22 protein-coding genes and 1 tRNA gene are annotated in these 22,418 nt (G+C 56.3%); 7 read left to right on the top strand and 16 right to left on the bottom strand.

What is annotated here, in order from left to right; all coding sequences use genetic code 11:
* Positions 1-134: 134 nt before the first annotated feature.
* On the bottom strand, positions 135-2,792 hold the full coding sequence (locus GCN78_RS10380) for a TonB-dependent receptor (protein WP_152251628.1): 2,658 nt from the start codon (positions 2,790-2,792) through the stop codon (positions 135-137).
* Between the two features lie 517 nt (positions 2,793-3,309).
* Here GCN78_RS10380 and GCN78_RS10375 point away from each other — a divergent pair.
* The 5 genes from GCN78_RS10375 to GCN78_RS10355 all read left to right on the top strand — a co-directional run bounded on the left by GCN78_RS10375 (position 3,310) and on the right by GCN78_RS10355 (position 8,817).
* Positions 3,310-5,451, top strand: coding sequence for a TonB-dependent receptor (locus GCN78_RS10375; protein WP_226939562.1), 2,142 nt, complete (start codon positions 3,310-3,312; stop codon positions 5,449-5,451).
* 9 nt (positions 5,452-5,460) lie between these two features.
* On the top strand, positions 5,461-5,766 hold the full coding sequence (locus GCN78_RS10370; protein WP_226939561.1) for a hypothetical protein: 306 nt from the start codon (positions 5,461-5,463) through the stop codon (positions 5,764-5,766).
* Positions 5,767-5,777: 11 nt separating this feature from the next.
* Complete coding sequence (locus GCN78_RS10365) at positions 5,778-7,310, top strand: PepSY-associated TM helix domain-containing protein (RefSeq protein ID WP_152251627.1); 1,533 nt, start codon at positions 5,778-5,780, stop codon at positions 7,308-7,310.
* Positions 7,303-7,638 carry a DUF3325 domain-containing protein gene (locus GCN78_RS10360; RefSeq protein WP_193316679.1) on the top strand — a complete coding sequence of 112 codons (336 nt, stop codon included), beginning with the start codon at positions 7,303-7,305 and terminating at the stop codon, positions 7,636-7,638. Before GCN78_RS10365 ends, GCN78_RS10360 begins: the two co-directional genes overlap by 8 nt.
* Before the next feature lie 198 nt (positions 7,639-7,836).
* Positions 7,837-8,817, top strand: coding sequence for a site-specific integrase (locus tag GCN78_RS10355; RefSeq protein WP_152251625.1), 981 nt, complete (start codon positions 7,837-7,839; stop codon positions 8,815-8,817).
* Between the two features lie 72 nt (positions 8,818-8,889).
* On the opposite strand, the gene GCN78_RS10350 is transcribed toward GCN78_RS10355, so the two are convergent.
* From GCN78_RS10350 to GCN78_RS10305, 11 genes are all read right to left on the bottom strand, one after another.
* Complete coding sequence (locus GCN78_RS10350; protein WP_152251624.1) at positions 8,890-9,474, bottom strand: HEPN domain-containing protein; 585 nt, start codon at positions 9,472-9,474, stop codon at positions 8,890-8,892.
* On the bottom strand, positions 9,467-10,510 hold the full coding sequence (locus tag GCN78_RS10345) for a DUF262 domain-containing protein (protein WP_152251623.1): 1,044 nt from the start codon (positions 10,508-10,510) through the stop codon (positions 9,467-9,469). Before GCN78_RS10345 ends, GCN78_RS10350 begins: the two co-directional genes overlap by 8 nt.
* A gap of 483 nt (positions 10,511-10,993) precedes the next feature.
* Positions 10,994-11,269 (bottom strand): HigA family addiction module antitoxin, encoded by a 276-nt coding sequence (locus GCN78_RS10340; RefSeq protein WP_152251663.1) that lies wholly within the window; start codon positions 11,267-11,269, stop codon positions 10,994-10,996.
* Between the two features lie 248 nt (positions 11,270-11,517).
* Entirely contained in the window at positions 11,518-11,985 is a 468-nt protein-coding gene (locus GCN78_RS30025; RefSeq protein ID WP_152251622.1) for a type II secretion system protein GspD, read from the bottom strand.
* Between the two features lie 82 nt (positions 11,986-12,067).
* The gene (locus GCN78_RS10330; RefSeq protein ID WP_152251621.1) at positions 12,068-12,283 is read right to left on the bottom strand and encodes a zonular occludens toxin domain-containing protein; all 216 of its coding nucleotides are present in this window, start codon (positions 12,281-12,283) and stop codon (positions 12,068-12,070) included.
* Positions 12,273-12,437, bottom strand: coding sequence for a hypothetical protein (locus tag GCN78_RS29280; RefSeq protein ID WP_193316677.1), 165 nt, complete (start codon positions 12,435-12,437; stop codon positions 12,273-12,275). The genes GCN78_RS10330 and GCN78_RS29280 overlap by 11 nt, the downstream gene beginning before the upstream one ends.
* A gap of 3 nt (positions 12,438-12,440) precedes the next feature.
* The gene (locus tag GCN78_RS10325) at positions 12,441-12,728 is read right to left on the bottom strand and encodes a DUF2523 family protein (protein WP_152251620.1); all 288 of its coding nucleotides are present in this window, start codon (positions 12,726-12,728) and stop codon (positions 12,441-12,443) included.
* A 2-nt stretch (positions 12,729-12,730) separates the two neighbouring features.
* Positions 12,731-14,074: a hypothetical protein gene (locus GCN78_RS10320; RefSeq protein WP_152251619.1), complete on the bottom strand. Its 1,344-nt coding sequence runs from the start codon at positions 14,072-14,074 to the stop codon at positions 12,731-12,733.
* A 92-nt stretch (positions 14,075-14,166) separates the two neighbouring features.
* Entirely contained in the window at positions 14,167-14,394 is a 228-nt protein-coding gene (locus GCN78_RS10315; protein ID WP_152251618.1) for a hypothetical protein, read from the bottom strand.
* Between the two features lie 54 nt (positions 14,395-14,448).
* A complete protein-coding gene (locus GCN78_RS10310) occupies positions 14,449-14,718 on the bottom strand; it encodes a hypothetical protein (protein WP_152251617.1) in 270 nt (89 codons plus the stop codon).
* Between the two features lie 9 nt (positions 14,719-14,727).
* Positions 14,728-14,925, bottom strand: coding sequence for a hypothetical protein (locus GCN78_RS10305; protein WP_152251616.1), 198 nt, complete (start codon positions 14,923-14,925; stop codon positions 14,728-14,730).
* Positions 14,926-15,470: 545 nt separating this feature from the next.
* Here GCN78_RS10305 and GCN78_RS10295 point away from each other — a divergent pair.
* Positions 15,471-16,034, top strand: coding sequence for a hypothetical protein (locus tag GCN78_RS10295; protein WP_152251615.1), 564 nt, complete (start codon positions 15,471-15,473; stop codon positions 16,032-16,034).
* 137 nt (positions 16,035-16,171) lie between these two features.
* Here GCN78_RS10295 and GCN78_RS10290 read toward each other — a convergent pair.
* Positions 16,172-16,247: transfer RNA gene (locus tag GCN78_RS10290), tRNA-Arg, on the bottom strand.
* Between the two features lie 199 nt (positions 16,248-16,446).
* Here GCN78_RS10290 and GCN78_RS10285 point away from each other — a divergent pair.
* Positions 16,447-17,010, top strand: a complete 564-nt coding sequence (locus GCN78_RS10285; protein WP_152251614.1) for a c-type cytochrome — start codon at positions 16,447-16,449, stop codon at positions 17,008-17,010.
* 136 nt (positions 17,011-17,146) lie between these two features.
* Here GCN78_RS10285 and GCN78_RS10280 read toward each other — a convergent pair whose 3' ends face one another.
* The 3 genes from GCN78_RS10280 to GCN78_RS10270 form a co-directional block, all read right to left on the bottom strand.
* Positions 17,147-19,222 (bottom strand): M13 family metallopeptidase, encoded by a 2,076-nt coding sequence (locus GCN78_RS10280; RefSeq protein WP_152251613.1) that lies wholly within the window; start codon positions 19,220-19,222, stop codon positions 17,147-17,149.
* 182 nt (positions 19,223-19,404) lie between these two features.
* Complete coding sequence (locus GCN78_RS10275) at positions 19,405-21,480, bottom strand: M13 family metallopeptidase (RefSeq protein ID WP_152251612.1); 2,076 nt, start codon at positions 21,478-21,480, stop codon at positions 19,405-19,407.
* Positions 21,481-21,611: 131 nt separating this feature from the next.
* Complete coding sequence (locus tag GCN78_RS10270; protein ID WP_152251611.1) at positions 21,612-22,196, bottom strand: hypothetical protein; 585 nt, start codon at positions 22,194-22,196, stop codon at positions 21,612-21,614.
* Positions 22,197-22,418 lie beyond the last annotated feature (222 nt).

Genomic DNA, 22,418 nt, shown 5'->3' with positions numbered 1-22,418 from the left:
GGCGTTGCCGGCCGAAACCATGACAACGCCCTTGGATACTGCTTTTTCACTCATGTAAAACGTTCAGGGCAAGGCGCGTTGCCGAAGACAGTACGAGGAGTACGGCGAGGCAATGCAACGCAGCCATGGACGTTTTACATTTTCCAGCGCAGTGATACGCCAACTGTCCGGTCATAGCGGCGCGTATCGCGCGCATACACGCCCGGTGCGTTCCAGTAATCCTTGAACTTGGTATCGAGCAAGTTATTGCCGTCCAATGTCACGGTGAACTGCTCGTTGATCTTGTACGACAGCGAACCGTCGAGCTGGGCCGTCGGCGCCACTTTCAAGTCGAAGCCGGGGCCGCCCTGGTTGTAGCTGTCGATGAATTTCGAGCGCCAGTTGTAGGCCAGGCGGCCCGACCAGGCGTCCTTTTCGTACAGCAGCACCAGGTTGTAGGCATAGCGCGACACGCCCGTGATGGCATGGCTGCCCGTCTCGTCGTCGGTGGTGCCGCTCATGTAGGTGCCGTTCGCCTGCAAGCCCAGACCGCTCAAGATACCCGGCAAGCCGTCATAGAACTGCTGGTAGCCGATTTCCAGGCCTTGCAGCTTGCCGGCCGCCGTGTTGTACGGGCGGTCCACGTCATAGCTCTTGCCGGCGATGGTTTCGCTGGCAATGCGTTGCTGGATATAGCCGTCGAACTTGTGATGGAACACGGTGGCCGTCACGGAACCGGCCGGCGCGAAATACCATTCCAGTGCCGCGTCAACATTGTCGCCCGTCACCGGTTTCAAGTTCGGATTGCCGCCCGCGCCCGTCGCTTTCACCGTTTCCGTCGAGTTGACGAGGGCCACGCCCGGGTTCAGCTGGGAAAAGCCCGGACGGCTGATGGTGCGGCCGGCAGCGAAGCGGCCGACCAGGTCGGCGCGCAGCTTGATTTTCAGGGCCACGCTCGGCAGCACGTCGGTGCTGGCCGTGTCGCTGATGACGGGCGTGTAGACGCCATCTTGCGAACTGTTGCCCTGCAAGCTTTGCTCGGTGCGCACCACGCGCACGCCGACGGTGCCGTCGACGGGGTAGGCGCCCAGTTTAAAAGCGATCTTCGCCTTCGTGTAGATGGAATACGTCTTTTCCGTGTCCTTGAAGAACGAACCCGGGTCCATGGCGCGCGCCGCGCTGCTGCCCGTGACGGCTTGGCGGATGGTGCCCGTGTTATTGAGCAGGAAGCTGGCGCACGGCGTGTACCACTGCTTCAAGCCATAGTCGGGGCCGCCGCTGGACATCGGTTCCGACAGGCAATTGAGGCCCGGAATCGACGTCACGCTCTGGCGGCCAAACGGAAACGCGGCGCCGGACACGTCCGGTGCTTCCGCATTGCCCTCGAAACTCTTGATCGATTCGGCTTCGCGTTTCACGCCGCGCACCCCGACGCTGATTTCCTTGAAGATGCCGCCGTCACTGGGCGTGTACGCCAGGTCGGCGCGCACGTCGTTCGAGCTGCCCTGGTCCCGGCCGTAGCGGTCGAAGAAGCCCTTCAGATAGTAATTCGCCGGGTCTTGCAAGTCGATGCCCGTGTAGTCGACGTGCAGGGTGCCATTCTGGTTGGTATTGATGGTGGCGTTCGGCACGACGGTGATGGCGTCGAGAATCGGGTTGCGCCAGGTATAGCTGCTTTTGGTGCTGGCCACTTCCGACGTGAAACGCCATTCCGGGTTGATATCCCACAAGCCGCCGACGGCAAACTGGTGCGTCTTCGTCTCGTTCTTGTTCGCCTGCGTCGACATGATGGTGTTGACGTTGGTCGAGGTGAGCGTTTGCAGCTGGTCGGTGCCGGGAATTTTTGTGGCCGACACGGGCGTGCCCCACCAGGGCAAGCCGACAAAGTAATCGGACTCCGCATCGAGCAGGAAACGCGTGGCCATGCCTTCCGCGTACAGCTCGACGTCGGCGTTCGGACGCCATTGCAGCACGGCATTGGCGGTGCTGCGGCGGCGGTCGCCCTTGATCGGCAGCAAACCCACCTGGTCCGGCCCTGTCAAACCGGGTGACAGGAAACTTTTATCCACGGGCGCCGTATTGAATGCGCGTTCTTCATGGTAGCGGTGCTGCTGCTGCGACAAGCCCAGCAGCGCGCCCACTTCGCCGATGCCCGTCTTCCAGCGGTTCGCCAGCATGCCGCTGATGTTCGGGTCGGTAGCTTTCGATTTGTCGCTGTGGACGGCGCGCGCGTTCACGCTGGCGGTGAACTCCTTGAAATCGAACGGGCGATTCGTGCGCACGTCGATGATGCCGGCCACGCCGCCCTCGACCTGGTCCGCGCCCTGCGATTTGTACACGTCGACGCGCTGCAGCATGGTGGCGGGAATGTCGGCCAGGTTGACGTAGCGGCCCGTGGTGGTGAACAGTTCGCGGCCGTTGAGCAGGGTCGTGACATCGCGCAAGCCGCGGATCATGACGGCGCTCGCTTCGCCAGAATCGCGGCGGATCTGGATGCCGGAAATGCGCGCCAGGGTTTCGGCCACGTTATTGTCCGGAAACTTGCCGATGTCATCGGCCACGATGGAATCGATGACCTGGTCCGAGCGCATCTTGATCTGCTGCGAATTTTGCGCCGAGCGGCGCACGCCGCTGACGGTCACGACCGACACTTCTGCAGCAGGCTCGGCACTGGCGTCCGCCGCCACCGCGTCCTGCGCCCATACCGAAGCCGTGCTCAGCAAGCCGATACCGGCCAACGCCGCAACGGCTGCCTTCAAGGTGAATGGACGAGGGGAAGTGGCCGCGAGCGGGCCGGTGGCGTGGCGCATCATGAATCTCCAGATATTGTATTGATATTTTTGCACTGCTTGCATGTCGTTCGCATGCTCGGCGTTTATCTTAGGGGCTGGGCGATAATCTCTCCAATCAATTTTTCCACTGTTTCGATATCAATTTTGATATCGGCGGCTGCAGCGCTTGGGAGGTTGCAAACCGACAACGGCAGGGGCGTCACGCGCGTTTTCGGGAGAGGCTGCACAAAAAAACGGCAGCATTGCCACCCCTGTGGAATCGGGCCGCAGTCATCGCGGCAATGGCGGACGTCAAGCGGCACGCATTGACATGCCTGTCGCGGTTGTTGATAATGACAATCATTCTCAGGCAGGCAAGCAGACGGGCATCTTTCCCCTGCCGGCGCCCTGCCTGTCAACAGTCACTGGCGATGAGCTCGGGTTCTTTAAGACGATGGCTTGCCGCCAACGTGGCAGGCCATGGAATGTTGCGCATGTCCACAACAGTGCCATTTCCTCGCGGCCATGACATTCCCACCCTCAGTCTGAAGGACATCCTGTGAAGTTATTCAAAAGCATGCCGTTGCCTTATCACCCCCTGTACGCGGCCCTGATGGCTGCCTTGGCGGCGCCATCCGCCATGGCGCAGCTGGCGGTGGACGGCGGCGGGACGGACGGCCAGATGCAGGCCGTGGTGGTGTCCGCCTCGCGTTCGAATATCGCGGCAGACAAGGCGCCGCAAACCGTGGTCATCATCAGCAAGGCGGAAATCGCGCGGCAGCTGGCCATTTCCGGCAATTCCTCGGATGTCCTGAGCAGCGTGCTGCCGTCCTACACGCCCAGCCGCGGCAAGATGAATGGCTCGGGCGAAACCCTGCGCGGACGCACACCGCTGATCCTCGTCGACGGCGTGCCGCAATCGAATCCCATGCGCCCCACGGGACGCGAAGCCCATACCATCGACTTTTCCATGGTCGAGCGCATCGAAGTGATCCAGGGCGCGAATGCCATCAATGGCCTGGGCGCCACGGGCGGCACCATCAACATCATCACGCGGCGTCCTGAAAAGGGCAGCTTCAACCAGCACATTGACATGCAGGCGACGGCGCCCACGGCGCAAACGGGTTCCGACGTGATGAATTACAAGACCAGCTACCGCCTGGACGGACGCACGGACAAGCTGGAATACCTGCTGGCCGCCTCGTACGAAGACCAGGGGCTGCATCTGGATGGCAAGGGCCGCCCTATCGGCAGCGACAATACGCAGGGCGACCTGATGGATTCGCGCACGTATGACGTGCTCGCCAAGCTGGGCTATGTCATCGATGACAACCAGCGTCTGCAGCTATCCCTCAACCGCTACAAGATCAAGTCGAAGGCCGGCTACCTGGTCGTCGCCGGCGACCGCGCCACGGGCTTGCCCAGCGTATCGGTGAAAGGCGAGCCGCCAGGCATCGCGCCCTGGAACGATGTCTGGACCTCCAGCCTCAGCTACAGCCACGCCAACCTGGCCGGCATGGAACTGTCGGCCATGGTCTTCAACCAGGAATTCGAAGGCTTGTTTGGCGCGGACAATTCCGCCACCTTCCAGGACGCCAGCATCGCTCCCGTCGGCAAGCTGTACGACCAGTCGCGCGCCGTCGCCTCCAAATACGGCAGCAAGGTCGGCCTGAGCCGCTCGGACTTGCTCGATGGCCGCCTGAAACTGACGGCGGGCTTCGACACCCTGTTCGACAAGGGCAAGCAAGACCTGTACGCGACGGGGCGCACCTATGTGCCCGAGTCCGAATACCGCAACCTGTCATTGTTCCTGCAGGGCGAATACAAGCTGACCAGCCAGCTCACGCTGCACGCGGGCGTGCGCAAGGAAAATGCGGACCTGCGCATCGACAGCTATCAGACCCTGGCGCAGTACAAACGCGTCAAGGTGACGGGCGGCAAGCTGAAATTCAATGAAACCCTGGTCAACGCCGGACTCGTCTACACCCCGCTGCAAGACGTCACCGTGTTCGGCAGCTATTCCGAAGGCTTCGGCATGCCCGATATCGGCAGGGTATTGCGCTCGATCAACACGCCGGGCCTCAGCATCGCCAACATGCACAACCTGGAGCCGATACTCACGAAGAGCATCGAAGTCGGCACGCGCGTGCGCAAGGGCGCGTGGGATGCGGACGCCAGCTATTTCCGCTCCGATTCGGATTTCGGCACGCGCATCGTGCCCATCAATGGCGCCTTCATGATGGCGCGTGAAAAAACCCGCATCGAAGGCGTGGAAGCGAGCGTCGGCCTGCGCCTGAACGCGGCCCAGCGCGCCAAGCTCGCCTATTCCTACACCAAGGGCCGCTATGACAGCGACGAGAACGGCAGCCTGGACGCCCGCCTCGACGGCTTGAACGTGGCGCCCAACCGCCTGATCGCCACCTGGTCGGCCGACTGGAACGCCCAGCTGAAAACCTTCGTGCAGGCGCAGCACGCCTTCCGCCAGTCCTTCGACGACCCGGCCAAGGATTTCAGCGGCTACACGCTGGTCGATGCGACGGCCAGCTACCGCCTGCCCAGGGGCGAGCTGCGCCTGGCGGTGGCCAACCTGTTCGACCGCGACTACATCACGTATTACTCGCAAAGCGCGCTGGTCGAGCCCAAACGCTACTTCGCCGGACGGGGACGCACCTTGTCGCTCGGCTACTCCCTGCGCTTTTAAGGGGCCCGCATGACGACGCGCGCACGCGCCAGCATCGCCAGAGTCGCCGCCCCGGCACGCATGCTGCTGCGCGTGACTGGCGCCGTGGCGGGCGGCTACGCCGTCACGGCGCTGGGCGTGACGGCGGCCGGCGCCGTGCTGGCGCGCCTGGGCATGGCCCGTTCGGAAGCGGTGGTGCTGGCGGCGATGCTGGGCTTTATCGTGTATTTGCTGCTGTTGCTGTGGGGCTTTAGCGTGCCGTCGCTGGCACGCCTGTGGCTGCGCCTGGGCGCCAGCGCCACGGTGCTGGCCGTCCTGCCAACGCTGATCACCTAGGAAACGGCCGCATGGAACGCACGTTTGGCAAATCCATGGTCTGGCTGCACAGCTGGGCCGGCGTCATCCTGGGCAGCGTGCTGTTCGCCATTTTCTGGATGGGCACCCTGAGCGTCTTCGACGCCGAAATCGACCGCTGGATGATGCCGCAAACGCGGCTGGCGCCCGCCACGCAGCCGCTCTCCCTCGACCGTATCGCCCGCGCCGTGCTGCCTGCCGTACCGGCCGGCGCCAGCCAGTGGCGCGTCGACCTGCCCACGCCACGCGAACCGACGCTGGGCTTTTCCTATCGCCTCGGCAAGGACAGCGTGGCGCGCCAGCTCGATCCCGCCAGCCATGCCTTCCTCCCCGAGCAGGGAACGGCAGGAGGATCGGGCTTTATCTTTCCGTTTCACTACAGCCTGCACCTCACCTGGCTGGACATCGGCAAATGGCTGGTGGGACTGGCGGCGATGGCGATGCTGGTGCTGCTCGTTTCCGGCGTCGTCATCCACAAGAAAATCCTCGCGCAATTCTTCACGTTTCGCCCCCGCAAGCGGCTGCAGCGCAGTGCGCTGGACCTGCATAACCTGAGCGGCCTGGCGGCGCTGCCGTTTCATTTCCTGATCACCTTGTCCGGATTGATCATTTTCATCACGATCTACTTTCCGCAGGCGCATGAAGCCACGTATGGCCGCGGCGAACAGGCCAAGAGCGCCTTCATGGCGCAAGCCTATGGCCGCTTCAAGCGCGCCAAGACGGGACAGCCCGGCACGCTGGCGTCGATCGACGCCATGGCCAGGCTGGCCGAACGCGAATGGCATGGCGGACAGCCGTATTTCATGCGCGTCTGGCACCCGGGCGACGCCAACAGCTACGTCGAGCTGCGCCGTTCCTATACAGGCGATATCACGATGAACCTGGACCAGCTGTATTTTGACGCCGGCACGGGCGCGCTGCTGCAGCGTTTCCAGGCCGCGCCCGTGATGACGGCGCAGCGCGTCATGTCCGGCCTGCATTTCATCCGCTTCAACCACTGGACCTTGCGCTGGCTGTATTTCCTGGGCGGCCTGTCCGGCTGCCTGCTGATCGCCACGGGCTACCTGTTCTGGCTGGAGGGACGCCGCGCGCGGCACGCCAAACAAGGCTTGCACGGCGTGCGCGTGGTGGAGGGCCTGGCCATCGGCAGCGTGACAGGCATCATGCTGGCCACGCTGGCCTTCTTCGTTGCCAACCGCCTGTTGCCGCTCGACGCCAGCATCGCTGGCATGCCGCGCGCCAGCCTGGAAATGGCGGCCTTCTACGTGGTCTGGTTGGCCGCCTTCCTGCACGCCTGGCTGCGCGCCGGCCATGCCTGGCGCGAGCAGGCCTGGCTGATCGCCGCCATGGCCCTGCTGGCAGCGCTGCTGAACGCGCTCACCACGGGCGACCATCCGCTCCACGCGCTGGCCACGGGCCAGCATGCCGTGGCCGGCATGGACTTGCTGCTGCTGGCGACAGCCGTGCTGGCCGCGGCCAGCGCACGCCGCCTGGGCCGCAAGGCAGGGAAAGGATTACATGCTTGAACTGTTACTGACCTGCGCCGCCGCGGCAGGCACCTATCTGGCGTTTGCCTTGCTTGCGCTATCACAAGAAGAACACTGGGCAGCGAGCGTCGGCGCGCACCGCGCCGCGCCCTCGGCACGGCTGCGCCGCCGCTGGCGCTACGCTGCCGGCGCCGCCCTGGCGCTGAGCGGCGCACTGTGCGTGGCGGGTCACGGCACCGGTTTTGGCCTGCTGCTGTGGATACTGATGATGGGCGCCGGCATCATGGCCGTGGCCTTCACGCTCAGCTGGAAGCCGCATTGGCTGCGCGGCATCGCGCAAGGCGCAGGCAAATTCGCGCCACGCTGAGATCAGCGACGCGGCTAAACCAATGGAAGAAATGAAGCGAGGACAATCTTGGTGCGGCTGGCGGGGATCGAACCCACGACCCTTGGCTTCGGAGGCCCAAATTAGCACTAGCATCCATGGGCCTTAGCGATATATTTCACCTTTATTGGCACAATTTTGGCACACTGTTGCCTCATTTCAATGCTGCCAACAAACACAATGCCCACCATCCGTAAAAAAGGCGAAGGCCAGTACCACGTACAAATTCGCAAGCGCGGCTACCCTACCCAGACCAAGACCTTCACCAAGGAAGCCGACGCCAGGCGCTGGGCAACCATCATCGAATCCGAGATGGAGCGCGGCGTGTTCGTATCACGCACCGAAGCCGAAGCAACACTCGTCAAAGACGTACTGGAACGATTCGCTACCGAGGTACTACCAACTAAGCGCAGCGAGCAATCAGATAAGTCTCGCATCAAAACATTGGCAGAGGCATTTGGAGATTATCGCCTGGCCAGCCTGAACTCTACTCAGGTTGCAAGGTTTCGTGACCAACGCTTGAAGGTTGTCGGGCCACAGTCCGTAATTCACGAAATCAATCTACTGAACCGGGTTCTTAAAACCGCCACCATGGACTGGGGTATCGCTCTACCTGGTGGATTACCAACTGCCCAGGTACGCAAGCCGATCAAACCCCGTGGTCGGGATCGTAGGGTAACGGAAGAGGAAATTACCAAGATTCTCGAAAGCACAGGCTCTGACGAGTTGCGAACGATTGTTACCTTAGCTGTTGAAACAGGCATGCGCCGGAGCGAGCTGGCCTCACTGACTTGGGACGAGGTTGATCTAAAAAAACAAACAGCACACCTACCTAAGACAAAAACAGATGTGCCTCGCACGGTTCCCCTGTCGACAACTGCGGTCAAGTCGCTAAAGAACTTCGGCGCAAAGATCGAGGGAAGAGTTTTTATCTTACAAGCAGAGTCTATGAGTCAGGCCTTTGAACGAGCTTGCAAACCACATAGAGCAAATATTTCAGGCCTACGCTTCCACGATTTACGTCATGAGGCAACTAGTCGATTATTTGAAAAAGGTTTGAATGTAATGGAAGTGGCAGCGATAACCGGACACAAAACCCTAGACATGCTAAAACGATACACACACCTTCGCGCCGAAGACTTGGCAAAAAAAATGGGTTGAATTGACATAATTTTTAAAAAATGAAATTCAACCCATGTTCAATATAAACCATAACCAACGTTAAAATATTAATTACTGACTTAAAACAATTGTGTCTATACCAATCATATAAGCCAAAAAATCATCTACTTTATTCAAAAGATCGTTTAAGGTCACATCAGAAGCACCGTCGTTATGATGAATGATATTATTTCTCTTCGTTACCATAATCTTTATTATATCTTTTTTAGCCACATACTCGGCACAAGTGGACAAATCAATACCTAAATTCCTAAATACATCACTCGTCTTATAAACATTTGCAGAAAGCTCATCAGAAATTTCACGCTTCTCAATTACTATATTTATTGGTGAAAATTCAAAATCTTTTTCTTTATGTTTTTTTGTTGCAAATTTCCAATGCAAAAAATTGTGCGGAATATTGGCGCTTAAAACCCTATCTGTAATTTTCTTACTGTGCTGCAAACATATTTCCTGCAAGTAAGACTCCATGTACGTACACATATTAATCAAATATGCTTTGACAAAAAAATTCATATTATCTATGAAGAAATTATCTGGCGGCGTTGATACTACACGCTGCTGAGATTCGGCAATAATCCCTTTGAGAGCTTCATACATAGCTATATATTTATCACAAACAGCGCTATTAGCCATTTATCACTTCCTGCAAGCTATCATCCCAAAGTTTTCTACGTCTAACTATTGAAGATTGCTTTTGAAGCCCTTGGGAAACAGTTCGTTTGAAAGGTTCTGATCTACATATACTTTTAAACGCGGCCGCAATTTCTTCAGATTTTTCCTCGATAATTTCATCACTTAATGTCCCTACAGTTGGCATCAATAAATCATAGTAGACCAGGCCTTGCTTAGAGCGAGACTTATTTGTATCTGTAAAGACATCATCTTCACCAAATACGGATATACACTTCTCAAGAGCAGAGTTAAATAAATGGCGCATTTTAGAAATTTGCCTTTTAGCCAGCTCTTTATTTTCCTGCATATAGTCATCTAGAAAATTTTTCAAATTCCCCTCGTACTTTTCCATACCATGATAGAAAGCAAAGAAACGTAAAACTTGCTCTTGAGATTCCCTGCTATCTTTTCTTCTAGAAGAATCTTCTGCCATACCAAAATTTGCAATTAAAGGATTTTCTGCTAATTCATCCAATAATTTATCAAAGCTACCTGGGAATAACGCATGACGTACTTCTTGTGGAGAAAGCTGAACAGCCCCTTGATTCAATCTTGAAAATATTTCAGTGATTAGATTTTTTGGGTTTTCTTTTCTTAGGACAATACAACGAATTGTAGTAGCTTCTAATTCGGCTGCATATTTACCAATTTCCGAAAATTTCTTCCCTTCCAAATCCCTAAAGGTTGTCATTCCCTCCAAAGCAAATTCATCATTAAGGAACTTCATAATAGTCGTTAGCCTTTGGACACCATCTATAACAAGATGTCGTCCAGATTCATCTTCTGCAAAATAGCAAGAAGGCAAAGGAATTCGCATTAGACATGATTCAATAAACTTTGATGCACGCTCCCAACCAATTTTATCCCATTTATATTTTCTTTGAAAATCTGGATCAAGTATCAACTTTGATGGCGTGGAATTTATTCTTGCCACCAAAGTTTCAAATGGGTAATCAATAGGGTATAAATTAAGGGTTTTTTCTTCACTGTTTAACATTTTATTTCCAGAACATGCAGAATTTAGAGGAGAACAATTTAACAAAAATTAAATTAAATATTCCATTTATTGAAATTCCTTAGGCATCTCAAAGCGCACCAGCAAACTAAAAACAAATTATCAAGGACTCATGCGAAAATACGCAAGTGAGCTTACTTCACAAAAATCACGTCCGACTATACGCGGAAAGGTTACTTCCCGCCCAGTGTAACGTCAGAACACTCAATAATTTGGCAGCTAAGCCTACTGTCGCACTATCGCATCGATTACGAACCAACAGTTTATTTTCAACAGCTATTAGTGTTTACGCATTATAGACACCTCAAATTTGCAACGAAAGTTAAAAAGCGACTGAAACCGTGGCTTGCGAAAATTGCCGACCAAAAACGCATAGATGCCAGCGAGAGAAAAAAGGTTCTACTTCGCTCCAACCATCCTAGGCCCCAACTCGCTATTTTTACTGCCTCTAGTTAGCAAAGCAAGCTACGCAGTGAAACGTTTAATCTTCCGACGTGGAACTTTGCCTGCAAGATAGAGGTCGTATCGCAGCTGCATTCCTGCCCATAGTTCAGGGCTTGTGCCAAACGCAGCACTGAGACGATAGGCCATGTCGGGTGATATTTTTGCAGCGCCGGTTACGATACGTTGCAACGTGCTACGACTGATGAGAAGGCCAGCGGCGGCTTCCTTCAGAGTCAAGTCGCCAAGGTACTCTTTAAGCACTGCGCCCGGATGCGGCGGGTTATGCATACGGCTCAATACAGGTTCAAACATCACGACTTCTCCTCTAATTTTTCCAGGCCAGCCTGTCAGTGATGCGCATGACGTTTTTTCGCCTCCGCGAAAATTCAGTGCTAGTCCGGTGAAAATCAATCGAAAGACAAAAAAGGGATATTTTTTGTCTTTTAACTGATTTTTGCTTGTCTCACTGAAGACAAATAAACCTCAAGTTTTGTCTTTCAAGAGCCATACGTTGTCTTTCAGCATCAATAAAATGTATCACCAGACTAGTTCGCAAGTATTGTGGCCCCTACTTTTGTGACCTCCAGTACGAGGACAAGTTGAGACTTACTGGTGGTACGGCTCTTAGCCAGCGCGAAAGGTAAAAATGGCAAACCGGAGCTTGAGCTGTCTTGCTTAGAATCCTCCAACCCAGCAATGACTACTACCTCTCCATCCCTGGCAGTTAAGGACGTACGCAACTCCCTTTTGTTCAAGGTAGGTTGACTAGATCCGCCAACATTCAAAAAAGAGGACACCTGTTGAAACAGCTCAAGATCAATGGCCCCCTCGCGGACGGTAGGTGAAATCTCAAGGATAGTACCAGACTCGACTCGATCAAAAGATTGCTGGGTAGACCCATTTTGATTGCTCACAATCGCTCCCAAGATGGACACCTGAGAACCGGAGACAAAGCGCGCGGTCTTACCAGATCGTACCTTGCGTGTATCCGCCAACACATCGTTGCAGAGCATGTAAGGCTGCTTGCTGATCTCTTTTAGGTATAAGGAAATCGCAGTACTCACCTCGATTGACTGGAAATCAAATCCGTCTCCCTCATTTGGAACAGCAGCGTGACAAGATATGCCCGATGCAGATGATCTTGCCTTTGTAGCAGTGTTTCGCCACGTAGTCGTAGATGGCCTGCTCGTTCAGGCCTTCGATGTTAGTGATGATGAAGCGGCCAGCGGCCACTGCGGGCAGCATAACGTGTTCCATCACGCCATAGGTCTTACCGGTACCAACGCCGCCGCCGAACGCGTTAATCGCCATGGCGATGTCCCAACTTGCGCCACACCCAGACAACACAGAAGCCGATCGCGATGATCAGTAGCTGTATCAGCCATTCATCAAACGGCAACGCCGCGAACATAGAGGAAAGGAGGTCGTCAAGCGACATACGGTAAATCGGAATGTAAGGATGCATTGATTATCCAATCACAGGGATACGACGAATGATGAATCGAGTGACATATGCAGATAAGCAAGCAGAAACACCGAAGTTCACCTTGAACATGTCCAGAAAAAACCAGATACCTGGGGCCTGTAACGAAAATGCAGAAGTCAACGAGGTTGCACCAGGTAGCATCGGAATCACGAGTTGCATGAACTCCGTAGTGATGAAAAAGAGCGCGAAGAAGGCAGCAAATTTAACGAGTACCGACCGCAGCAAGAAGGCTAGCGCGCTAAAAAGCGCAGAGAGAACAATTCCAAACATGTTTAGGCCCTTAACACAATGAAGACGGAAGCCAACGTCCAGCAAAGCAACATCGCCGCTTCGATCAGTTGGCGATTGCTCTCAAGCAAAGCACAATGACTGTTGAGAGCATATGTCGCCCCAAAAGCGACGAAGGAAGGGCTAGGACATAAGCCGGAATGTGAGGGGACTGAAAAAGCTTTTAAATCTGGCATCAACCCAAGCAGCGGCCCTAGAATCTGCTGCGCTGTTGGAATTGTCTCTAGGGTTGGTGCTGGTGTATTAGGGTTTGGCCCTAGATCTACCGCAGTTCCAGATCCCGGTGTAGTAGTCGGACCTTCGGCAGGCTGAGCAGCACCGCCAGGATTGACAACAACTGCGTTGGTGTTGGACACCGGGGCAATTGCATCGCTAACAGTTGGAACCATCGTAGGATTTTCGGCACGCCATACCGCGACATCTGCTGGTGTGACTGGATCGCTAGGAGTCCAAGGAAGCCCACCATTGTTCGGAGCCGCTTTCCAGATCGTGTTAGCTGCAGCTGCCAGGAACTGATCTGAAACAGCTTTGTTAAGTTCCGAAGCAGGAATATTTTCTACCGCCGTAGATGGCTTCGCATTACTCACGCTCTCTGACGAAGCTGATTGAAGTGCGAAGCAAACTCCCTTGTCCGCTAGCATGCCATCGTTACAATTTGTTGAGGCACCATTTGCATGAAGGATCATTGAGAAATTTGTGTATATCCTTCCATTGTGCATTACGTTGTAAGGGTAAATAGTAATAGGAAAACCACCGTTTTCAGTGCCCTGGATGATAGGCTGCGCTTGTAACGACGTTCCAGCGCATTGGTCGTATGGCTTACACGATCGTTGCCAGTTGTCCTCCGCCTGCATTCTTGTGTGAGGCGCAGGATAGTGAAGGCTAGAAACAGTCCCCGATACATATTGCCCCCCTTTCACCAGCGTACCGTTTCCCCCACCACCTGACGTAGTGATAGTTCCGTCCGGGTTGAAAAGCCATTTATACAGGGAATCGAAAGCAAGAGTGATCGACCCTGTTACAACTCCTGCGACACCAGCGGCAACCAGAAGCGCGGGCCAGCCCACTGCAGCAACTGCCCCACCAGCAACCCCCACTGCCACGGTTGTTAGGCCAGTTCCGACACCAGCGAAAGTGGCCGTTACTCGCGGATCGTTCGCGGCGAAGCCCCATTTTTTCACCTTGGCTTGTATGACACCTCCAACCGCATTATTCATCTTGCCGTTATAAGCTGGAGCGGTAGCCGCTAACGCCTGTAGCGACACGAAACAGAGGCACACATACACACAAATTACGCTGACAAACCTTTTATAGTAAGCGCCGCACATACCATTCCCCACACAAAGAAAACCAAGTACCAGAACTCGACAGGCATAGCCCATCCTCCAATGAAAAACGGGGCCGAAGCCCCGTTCAAAAGTTAGCCGCCCTTGACCGCGCGCAGGACAAATTTAGCGCCCTTCCAGGTAACGAACAGCGTAATCAGTGTGCCCGAAACAGCCAGAATCGCCAGCGCTACGTCGGCAAAGGACACTGCGGTCGCCAGTTCTGCGACAGTAGTTGGCGCCGCAGCTACAGCGACACCGGACACGGATACAGCAACGATTGCTGCGGACGTGGCCAGCAGCTTTTTCGAACGAATGTTCATGGGTATTACCTTTCAATAGAAGCTCCGGGAAACCGCCCCGGCGCGGTAAAGCGATCATGCTGTTTTCACCATATTGATGATGCGGCCGATGCCCAAAGCAAACAGCCAAACGAACATCGTGGAGGCAAAGGAGAAACCGAAAAAGGCACCCGCTTGCAATACATCAAACGGCTCCGCCATCAAGTCAAAACGGACGGATTCAGAAGGAGCAATTAAATAAGCTTGCGTAACGCTCTGCACCTGAGCGCTAGGGCATGACCCTTGCGTTCCGGAACTACCGGAAATGCAAACGACAACCGTCTGAACAGTGCCAAGCTGTGCCATTACCATCTCCTATTGCAAAACTTCGGTCACGAAATACCCTTCGTGACAATTCAATGCGGCCGTGTCAGCCGCTTCAGCAAAGCCATCAAAACGTCCTGCCTCATGCGCCCAGGGAGTGAAGCCCACATCCCCTTTGCACGGCATTAAATACAAAGATGATTCTTTGTCCTGGACGATGAATTTGACTTCAACTTTATGCGGCCACATTTTTCGTGCCTTGGCCAGATACCTTCGCTGGTTCGATTGGTTTCAGTGAATGAATAATGGTCTTTTGCTTTTGCCCGTTCGTGACAATCTCCATCTCAGCGATGGCCATAAAAGGAAGCGCGTCTACAAGGTGCTTGTACTTCTGGTATTCCTCTGATTTACCCAGTCCATATTCAGCGCACGCGGTGCCCATTGCGGTGTCTTTGCTACTGTCCAGCTCCGTCTCGACATATACCTTTGTGCTGTCAAATTCTGTGCCGTTAAACGCTTGTTACCAGGCAAGCGACAGATAGGAGGAAGAGCACGAGGGTTGCGTGAAGCATCACTACGAACGCTTGCTGAAGACTTATGTATAAGCTTCGCCAAAATCTCCACCGTTAATAATTCGTCCGATCCCACACCTGAAGGATGGTCAAACACCGCAACGTCGCCCATAATTAGTTCCTGAGACACATCAGACCATCAATGATCGTGCATCGGTTTAGATTAGATAATATATCTTACTTGATGCGACATATTATCTTTCCATACGGAAAAGTCAAGCTATGAATGACAATCTGCGTAAAATTTTAGGCAATTTTTCTGATGCGGCCGAGACGACGCTAGTTGAACGTTTCCAAGCAATAATTGACTATGAGACAAGTAAAAATCAAAGATGGAAAGAACTGGAAGAGATTTCAGGTATTTCGACGCATAGCTGGCAAAAGGCTTACCTAGGCAAGCAAAGGCCTACTAGTGAGATGCTAGAAGCGGTGGCGAAAGAGTGGCCGCAGTACGCGTTCTGGTTGATGTGCGGAATCACATCATTAGATGCAGGCAACGTCTGCCCGCCAGGTGCCGATCCATGGCCTAGTGCGCGAGAAGAGTTGGAAGATCCTCCAAAGAGCAATATCAGCTGGGCAAGATTGATAAAGGTAAAGCCGCATCTGAAGCGTTACCTGAAAGAGGAAGCGTTAAGCAAAACTGAAGAGGAAATGATTGGGAAGCTGCTGTATGACTTAGATGCCGCTTTGGTAGTTTCGACCATCTATAGTCAAGCGCTTGTCATGAACGAAATAAAAAAGGGGAAAGAAGCAAAAGATAGTGCTGACAACTCGACGAGAGGCTGACTGACGCGGTAGGTCAACTACTAAGTGAAAATCAGTGGCACAATTTTGGCACAGTGAGTGTGCCAAAAAATGCAAAATAACGCATTACATCGCAAACAAATGCAATGGCTAAATACTTGATTTGTATAGAGGAAATCTGGTGCGGCTGGCGGGGATCGAACCCACGACCCTTGGCTTCGGAGGCCAATACTCTATCCACTGAGCTACAGCCGCGTAGGGGGAATTTCTGAAGTGATGCGAAGGATACCGTTTTTCTTTACCTACGTCTACGGAAACTGTCGTATCGCTGGCAATTGCATGTCACTGCTCAATTTTTGTGCCTATAATTGTGGGTTTCATAAAGGTTTACATACAAGCATGTAAAAATGCTACCTTACACGGCCATCAGTTTCAAATCTGGACTAAGGACATCATGAGCGACGCACATAACGAACAACAATCAGCGATCAAAACGCCTAAACAATTGCTTGCCGCCGTAGCGGGCTTCTTCCTCGTCACCGTCATCGGCATCATCTTGCTGGTGCAGTTCGTCACGGCGCAAAAACTGACGGGCGCCGGTACGGACAGCCAGTCGCCGGAAGCCATCGCCGAGCGCCTGAGCCCCGTCGCCAACGCCGGCTTTACCTTCAAGGATGCCAGCGGTCCGAAAGTGCTGCAAAGCGGCGAAGCCGTCTACACGGCCACCTGCGTGGCTTGCCATGGCGCCGGCGTGGCCGGTGCACCGAAATTTGGCGACGCGGGCAGCTGGTCGGCCCGCCTGGCCCAGGGCTACGATACGGTCCTGAAACACGCGATCGAAGGCTTGCGCGCGATGCCGGCCAAGGGCGGCAATCCCGACCTCGACGATGTGGAAGTGGCGCGCGCCGTCGTCTACATCGCCAACGCGTCGGGCGGCAAGTTCAAGGAACCGGAAGTGCCGGCACCGGCCGCTGCCGCTGACGGCGCCGCCGCACCGGCCGCGGAACCTGCCAAGTAAGCAGCGCAGCACCCGTCTCCAGGAACCGCCCGCATGGGCGGTTTTTTTTCGCCCGGAGTTTGCGCCAGATCATGCGACGTAAAAAAGCCGCCCGGCTTGCGCGGGGCGGCGGCAACTTACGCTGTCAACAACCGTCTTACCACATGATGACGCGGTCTTTCGGTGGCAGGTACATCTTGTCGCCCGGTTTCACGTCAAACGCCTGGTAGAAGCCGGGCTGGTTGCGCATGGTGCCGTTGGCGCGGAACTGGCCTGGCGAGTGCGGGTCCGTTTTCAGCAAGACCAGTTGCTGCGCTTCGCGCATCTTCATGCGCCAGACCTGGGCAAAGCCCGCGTAGAAACGCTGCTCGCCCGTGAAACCGTCGATGACGGGGGCTTTCTTGCCGTTCAGCGACAATTTGTACGCCTTGTACGCGATCGCCACGCCGGAGTTGTCGGCGATGTTCTCGCCCAGAGTCAGCTCGCCGTTGACGAAGTGGCCAGGAACGGGGCTGAAGCTGTTGTACTGCGCCACCAGCTGCTTGGTTTTCTTGGCGAAGTTTTTATGGTCGGCCTTGGTCCACCAGTCGCGCAGGTTGCCATCGCCGTCGTACTGGGCGCCCTGGTCGTCGAAGCCGTGGCTGATTTCATGGCCAATCACGCCGCCGATGGCGCCATAATTGACGGCGTCGTCCGCGTTGGCGTCGAAGAACGGCGCTTGCAGGATGGCGGCCGGGAAGACGATTTCGTTCAGTTCCGGGTTGTAATAGGCGTTCACGGTCTGCGGCGTCATGCCCCACTCGTCGCGGTCGATAGGCTGGCCCAGCTTGTTCAACTCGCGGTTGTAGTTGAGCAGGTGCGAACGCTGGATGTTGCCGATCAAGTCGTCCGGCGCCACCGTCAGGCCCGAGTAATCGCGCCATTTGTTCGGATAGCCGATCTTGGTGGTGAACTTGGCCAGTTTAATTTGCGCCTGTTTCTTGGTGGCAGGGCTCATCCAGTCGAGCTTGTCGATGCTTTGCTTGTAGGCCGTCATCAGGTTTTTCACCAGCGCTTCCATGCGCACCTTGCGCTCGGCCGGGAAGTATTGCTCGACGTACAGCTGGCCCACGGCTTCGCCCAGCGCGCCTTCGACGGCGCCCACGCCGCGTTTCCAGCGCGGACGCATTTCCGTCACGCCCGTCAGGGTGGTGCCATAAAAGGCGAAGTTTTCATCGACATACGCTTTCGGCAGGTAGCCGGCGTTAGCGTGCAGCAAGTGCCACTGGAAATACGCTTTCCACGTCTCCAGCGGCGTCTTGTTGGCGATCTCGGCAAAGCCTTTCAGGTAGCTGGGCTGGCTGACGATCACATAATTGACCTTGCCGGCGATGCCCGTATCCTTCAGGTAGCGGGCCCAGTCATAGCCTGGCGCCACGGCGTCCAGTTTCGCCAGCTCCACCTTGTTGTAGGTCTTGACGGGGTCGCGGTTCTGCACATTGCTCCATTGCGCCTTGGCCAGTTCCGTTTCCAGCGCGAGGATAGCCTTGGCGTTGGCAGCAGCATTCGCGTCGCCGGCCAGGCTGAGCATTTTTTCCACGTGGGCCAGGTATTTGGCGCGCGTGTCGGCCTTGCCTGCTTCCAGGTAGTAATCGCGGTCAGGCAAGCCCAGGCCGCTTTGCACGATGTCGGCCACGTATTTGGTGGAATCCTTGGCGTCCTGGTGGATGCCGAAGTCGTACGGCGAGGTCACGCCCAGCTTGCTGAAGTGGGCGATCACGCCCGGCAACTCGGCCTTGTCCTGCAGCGCGGCGATCTTCGCCAGCTCCGCGTTCAAGGGGGTCAGGCCCAGGCTTTCCAGCTTGGCTTCATCCATGAAGCTGTTGTAGAAATCACCGATCTTCTGCGCATTCGAGCCGGCCGCGCGGGCCTTGTCGGCCGCCGCGCCTTCGACGATGCCGCGCAACTGCGTTTGCGTATCGTCGGCCAGCTTGGCGAAGCTGCCCCAGCTCGACTTGTCGGCAGGAATCACCGTTTCCGCCAGCCATTTGCCATTCAGGTGCTGGAACAGATCGTCTTGCGCGCGCACGGCAGGGTCGACGTATTCGATGGCGATGCCGGAGGTCAGCGCCGCGCCGGCGACGGCCGTGGCGGGAGCGGCGGCGGCTTTCTTGGCCGTATCAGCGGCGCCAGCCATACCGGACACGCCGGCCAGCAAACTCAGGGTCAATGCACTTAACAAATAACGATTCACGGTTGTCCTCTATATTGTATTGTGTGGAATATAAGGGTCAGAAGGCCCAAGGCTTCTGGCCCGGTTTTTGACTGTAGCATACCGGCCGAAATGACAGAAAGAACTTTGGCCAGAATGCAAAAAAGACCACGCAAGGTGGTCTCTTTTGTTGCTACAGGATTACGTTTTCATCACGACAGGGCTTACCAGATGATGACGCGGTTTTCCGGCGCCACATACATCTTGTCGCCCGGTTTCACGCCAAACGCTTCATAGAAGCCAGGCTGGTTGACCATGGTGCCATTCGCGCGGTACTGGCCCGGCGAATGCGGATCGGTCTTGATCTGCACGATCTGCTGCGCTTCGCGCATCTTGCTGCGCCACACCTGGCCAAAGCCCATGTAGAAGCGCTGGTCGCCCGTCAAGCCGTCCAGCACCGGGGCCGGCTTGCCGCCCAGCGAGATTTTATAGGCTTTATAGGCGATCGCCACGCCCGAGTTGTCGGCGATGTTTTCGCCCAGGGTCAGGGCGCCATTGACGTGGTAGCCAGGCAAGGGGCTGTAGCCATCGTATTGCTTGGTCAGCGCATCGGCCTTGGCCGCGAAATTCTTGCGGTCGGCCGGAGTCCACCAGTCGCGCAGGTTGCCGTCTCCATCGGACTGGCTGCCCTTGTCGTCGAAGCCGTGGCTGATTTCATGGCCGATGACGGCGCCGATGGCGCCATAGTTGACGGCGTCGTCCGCGTTGGCGTCGAAGAACGGCGGCTGCAGGATGGACGCGGGGAAGACGATTTCATTCATCGTCGAGCTGTAATAGGCGTTCACCGTCTGCGGCGTCATGCCCCACTCTTCGCGGTCGATCGGTTTGCCCAGCTTGGCCACCTGGCGGGCGGAGCCGAAGTTGGCGGCACGCATCATGTTGCCCACCAGGTCGCCCTGGACGATTTGCAGCTTCGTGTAATCGCGCCATTTGTTCGGATACGCGATCTTCGGCGTGAACTTGGCCAGCTTGGCTTGCGCTTCCTTCTTGGTTTCCGGGCTCATCCAGTCCAGGGTGTCGATGCTGTCCTTGTAGGCGGCCAGCACGTTTTTCACCAGTTCCTGCATGTGCGCCTTGCGCTCCGCGGGGAAATATTGCGCGACATACAGTTTGCCGACGGCTTCGCCCAGCACGCCTTCGACGGCGCCCACGCCACGCTTCCAGCGCGGCTGGTTTTCCGTCACGCCGCTCAGCACCGTGCCATAGAAGGCAAAGCTTTCATCGACGAAGTTTTTCGACAGGTAGCTGGCATAGCTGCGCAGCAACTGCCATTCGAAGTACGCTTTCAGGGTATCCAGGTCGGCAGACGCGAGCACCTTGTTGTAGCCGGCCAGGTAGCTCGGCTGGTTGACGATGACGTAATCGACCTTGTTGGCGATGCCCAGGGCCGCCAGGCCGGACTTCAGGTCGTAGCCGGGAGTCAGGTCGTTCAGTTTGCTGAGGTCGGTCTTGTTGTAGCGTTTCACCGGGTCGCGGTTCTCGACCTTGGTCCATTGCACTTCGGCCAGGGCCGTTTCCAGGGCGACCACGGCCTTGGCGCGGGCGGCGGCGTTCTTGTCGCCCGCCATGGCCAGCATTTTTTCCACGTGCGCCTGGTATTTTTCCTTGACGCCAGCCTGCTTGGCTTCCAGGTAATAGTCGCGGTCCGGCATGCCCAGGCCGCTTTGGCTGACGTACGCCGCATATTTGGTCGACGCGCGCGCATCCTGGCCCACGTAGACGGCATACGGGGTCGACACGCCCGTCTGGCTCAGGTGGGCGATCAGGGCGGGCACGCCCTTCTTGTCGCGCAGCGAACGGATGCGGTTCAGCTCGCCGGCCAGCGGCTTCGTACCCAGCGACTCGAGCTTGGCTTCATCCATGTAGCTGGCGTACAGGTCGGCGATTTTCTGCGCTTCGGAACCGGCCTTCTTGTTTTTATCTTGTTGCGTGGCTTCGATGATGCCGCGCAACTGTGGCGTGGTGTCATCGCGCAGCTTGGCGAACGAACCCCAGCTCGACTTGTCGGCCGGAATCTCGGTCGTGGCCAGCCACTTGCCGTTCAAATGGGTGAAGAAATCGTCCTGCGCGCGCACGGCAGGGTCGATGTACTGCACATCGATGCCGGAAACGACGCCAGCGGCGGAAGGTGTGACACTGGGCGCCACGGTCGGTGCGGCCACGGCGGAGGCGGGTTCGGCGGCATGGGCAAACGCAGCCAACAGGGTCAGGGTCAGACTGCTTAAGAGATAGCGATTCACGAATTGTCCTTATGGGGCATGTCAAAAAGACCGGGCAGATAGCTGCGGGCGGATAGCCCGCCGCGCCAGGCGCTGCAGGAATGTAGCACGCGACCATGCCATTTGACCATCCTTGCCCGGGGAGTGGCCCCTCAGTTGCCGGGCAGCGTCATGCCGGCACCGCCGCTGCCCATGCTCACGCCCGCGCCGCCCATGCCCCCCTTGCCGCCCTTGCGCCCGCCATGTTCGCCACCGGGCGCGCCACGCGATTCGCCGCGGGGCGCGGCGGCATCCATCACGCGCGCCATCTGGCCGGCGATGAACTGGGCCACCATCTGGCGCTGGTTCTCGTCCAGGGCATCGTTGACGCTCAGCCACCACTCGCGCAGCTGCTTTTCTTCGGCCAGGCTCTGCGTGCTTTCCATGTCCAGGCCGGCGAGCAAATCACGCAGCTCCAGCTGCGGTGCCTGCAAGCCCTGCGTCACGCCCGCTTGCAGCCGTTCGCGGCGCGCCTTGCGTTCGCGCAAAAGTTGGCGCGATTTCCCTTCCACCTGCTGCCACAAGGTGCTTTGATTCGCATTGAGTTTCAATTCCGCCTTGAAATCGGGCGCCATCGGCAGCAAGTCTTCCAGGCGCATCTCGGCGATAGGCACGGCCGAAGCGGTCAAGGCGGTCGCGCCCAGCAGCAAGGCCAGGGCGAGACGGCGCACGGTGGGGAGTAAGGTCAACGAGGTCATGCGGGCTCCGGATAAAAAAAAGCCTGCGTCCGAAGACGCAGGCAAAACCACTTCGGGTCGAGAATGCGAGTCCACTATAGGGCCGCCGCACACGCTTTTTTTCGACTCTTACAAATGCTTACTCCCCTCAAGAGTAACTATACATCGCATACAAAACCGCAACATATGGCAAGCTGGAGAGCCCGTTTTCGCGCGTAGACTGAGCCCAGGCACGCTTTTTCC

Origin of the sequence: Janthinobacterium rivuli (assembly GCF_009208735.1) — a bacterium.
Classification (GTDB): domain Bacteria; phylum Pseudomonadota; class Gammaproteobacteria; order Burkholderiales; family Burkholderiaceae_D; genus Janthinobacterium.
The sequence above is the reverse complement of the archived record's forward strand: the minus strand, read 5'-3'. Positions and strand labels throughout refer to the sequence as shown.

Excerpts from the sequence above, each read along its gene's own strand:
- GCN78_RS10380 (WP_152251628.1), bottom strand. The coding sequence starts at position 2,792 with ATGATGCGCCACGCCACCGGCCCGCTCGCGGCCACTTCCCCTCGTCCA.
- GCN78_RS10305 (WP_152251616.1), bottom strand. The coding sequence starts at position 14,925 with ATGTGGCCGCATAAAGTTGAAGTCAAATTCATCGTCCAGGACAAAGAA.
- GCN78_RS10330 (WP_152251621.1), bottom strand. The coding sequence starts at position 12,283 with ATGGCGATTAACGCGTTCGGCGGCGGCGTTGGTACCGGTAAGACCTAT.
- GCN78_RS10270 (WP_152251611.1), bottom strand. The coding sequence starts at position 22,196 with ATGACCTCGTTGACCTTACTCCCCACCGTGCGCCGTCTCGCCCTGGCC.
- GCN78_RS30025 (WP_152251622.1), bottom strand. The coding sequence starts at position 11,985 with ATGCTCTGCAACGATGTGTTGGCGGATACACGCAAGGTACGATCTGGT.
- GCN78_RS10295 (WP_152251615.1), top strand. The coding sequence starts at position 15,471 with ATGAATGACAATCTGCGTAAAATTTTAGGCAATTTTTCTGATGCGGCC.
- GCN78_RS29280 (WP_193316677.1), bottom strand. The coding sequence starts at position 12,437 with ATGCATCCTTACATTCCGATTTACCGTATGTCGCTTGACGACCTCCTT.
- GCN78_RS10365 (WP_152251627.1), top strand. The coding sequence starts at position 5,778 with ATGGAACGCACGTTTGGCAAATCCATGGTCTGGCTGCACAGCTGGGCC.
- GCN78_RS10360 (WP_193316679.1), top strand. The coding sequence starts at position 7,303 with ATGCTTGAACTGTTACTGACCTGCGCCGCCGCGGCAGGCACCTATCTG.
- GCN78_RS10320 (WP_152251619.1), bottom strand. The coding sequence starts at position 14,074 with ATGTGCGGCGCTTACTATAAAAGGTTTGTCAGCGTAATTTGTGTGTAT.
- GCN78_RS10285 (WP_152251614.1), top strand. The coding sequence starts at position 16,447 with ATGAGCGACGCACATAACGAACAACAATCAGCGATCAAAACGCCTAAA.
- GCN78_RS10310 (WP_152251617.1), bottom strand. The coding sequence starts at position 14,718 with ATGGCACAGCTTGGCACTGTTCAGACGGTTGTCGTTTGCATTTCCGGT.
- GCN78_RS10355 (WP_152251625.1), top strand. The coding sequence starts at position 7,837 with ATGCCCACCATCCGTAAAAAAGGCGAAGGCCAGTACCACGTACAAATT.
- GCN78_RS10350 (WP_152251624.1), bottom strand. The coding sequence starts at position 9,474 with ATGGCTAATAGCGCTGTTTGTGATAAATATATAGCTATGTATGAAGCT.
- GCN78_RS10370 (WP_226939561.1), top strand. The coding sequence starts at position 5,461 with ATGACGACGCGCGCACGCGCCAGCATCGCCAGAGTCGCCGCCCCGGCA.
- GCN78_RS10315 (WP_152251618.1), bottom strand. The coding sequence starts at position 14,394 with ATGAACATTCGTTCGAAAAAGCTGCTGGCCACGTCCGCAGCAATCGTT.
- GCN78_RS10345 (WP_152251623.1), bottom strand. The coding sequence starts at position 10,510 with ATGTTAAACAGTGAAGAAAAAACCCTTAATTTATACCCTATTGATTAC.
- GCN78_RS10325 (WP_152251620.1), bottom strand. The coding sequence starts at position 12,728 with ATGTTTGGAATTGTTCTCTCTGCGCTTTTTAGCGCGCTAGCCTTCTTG.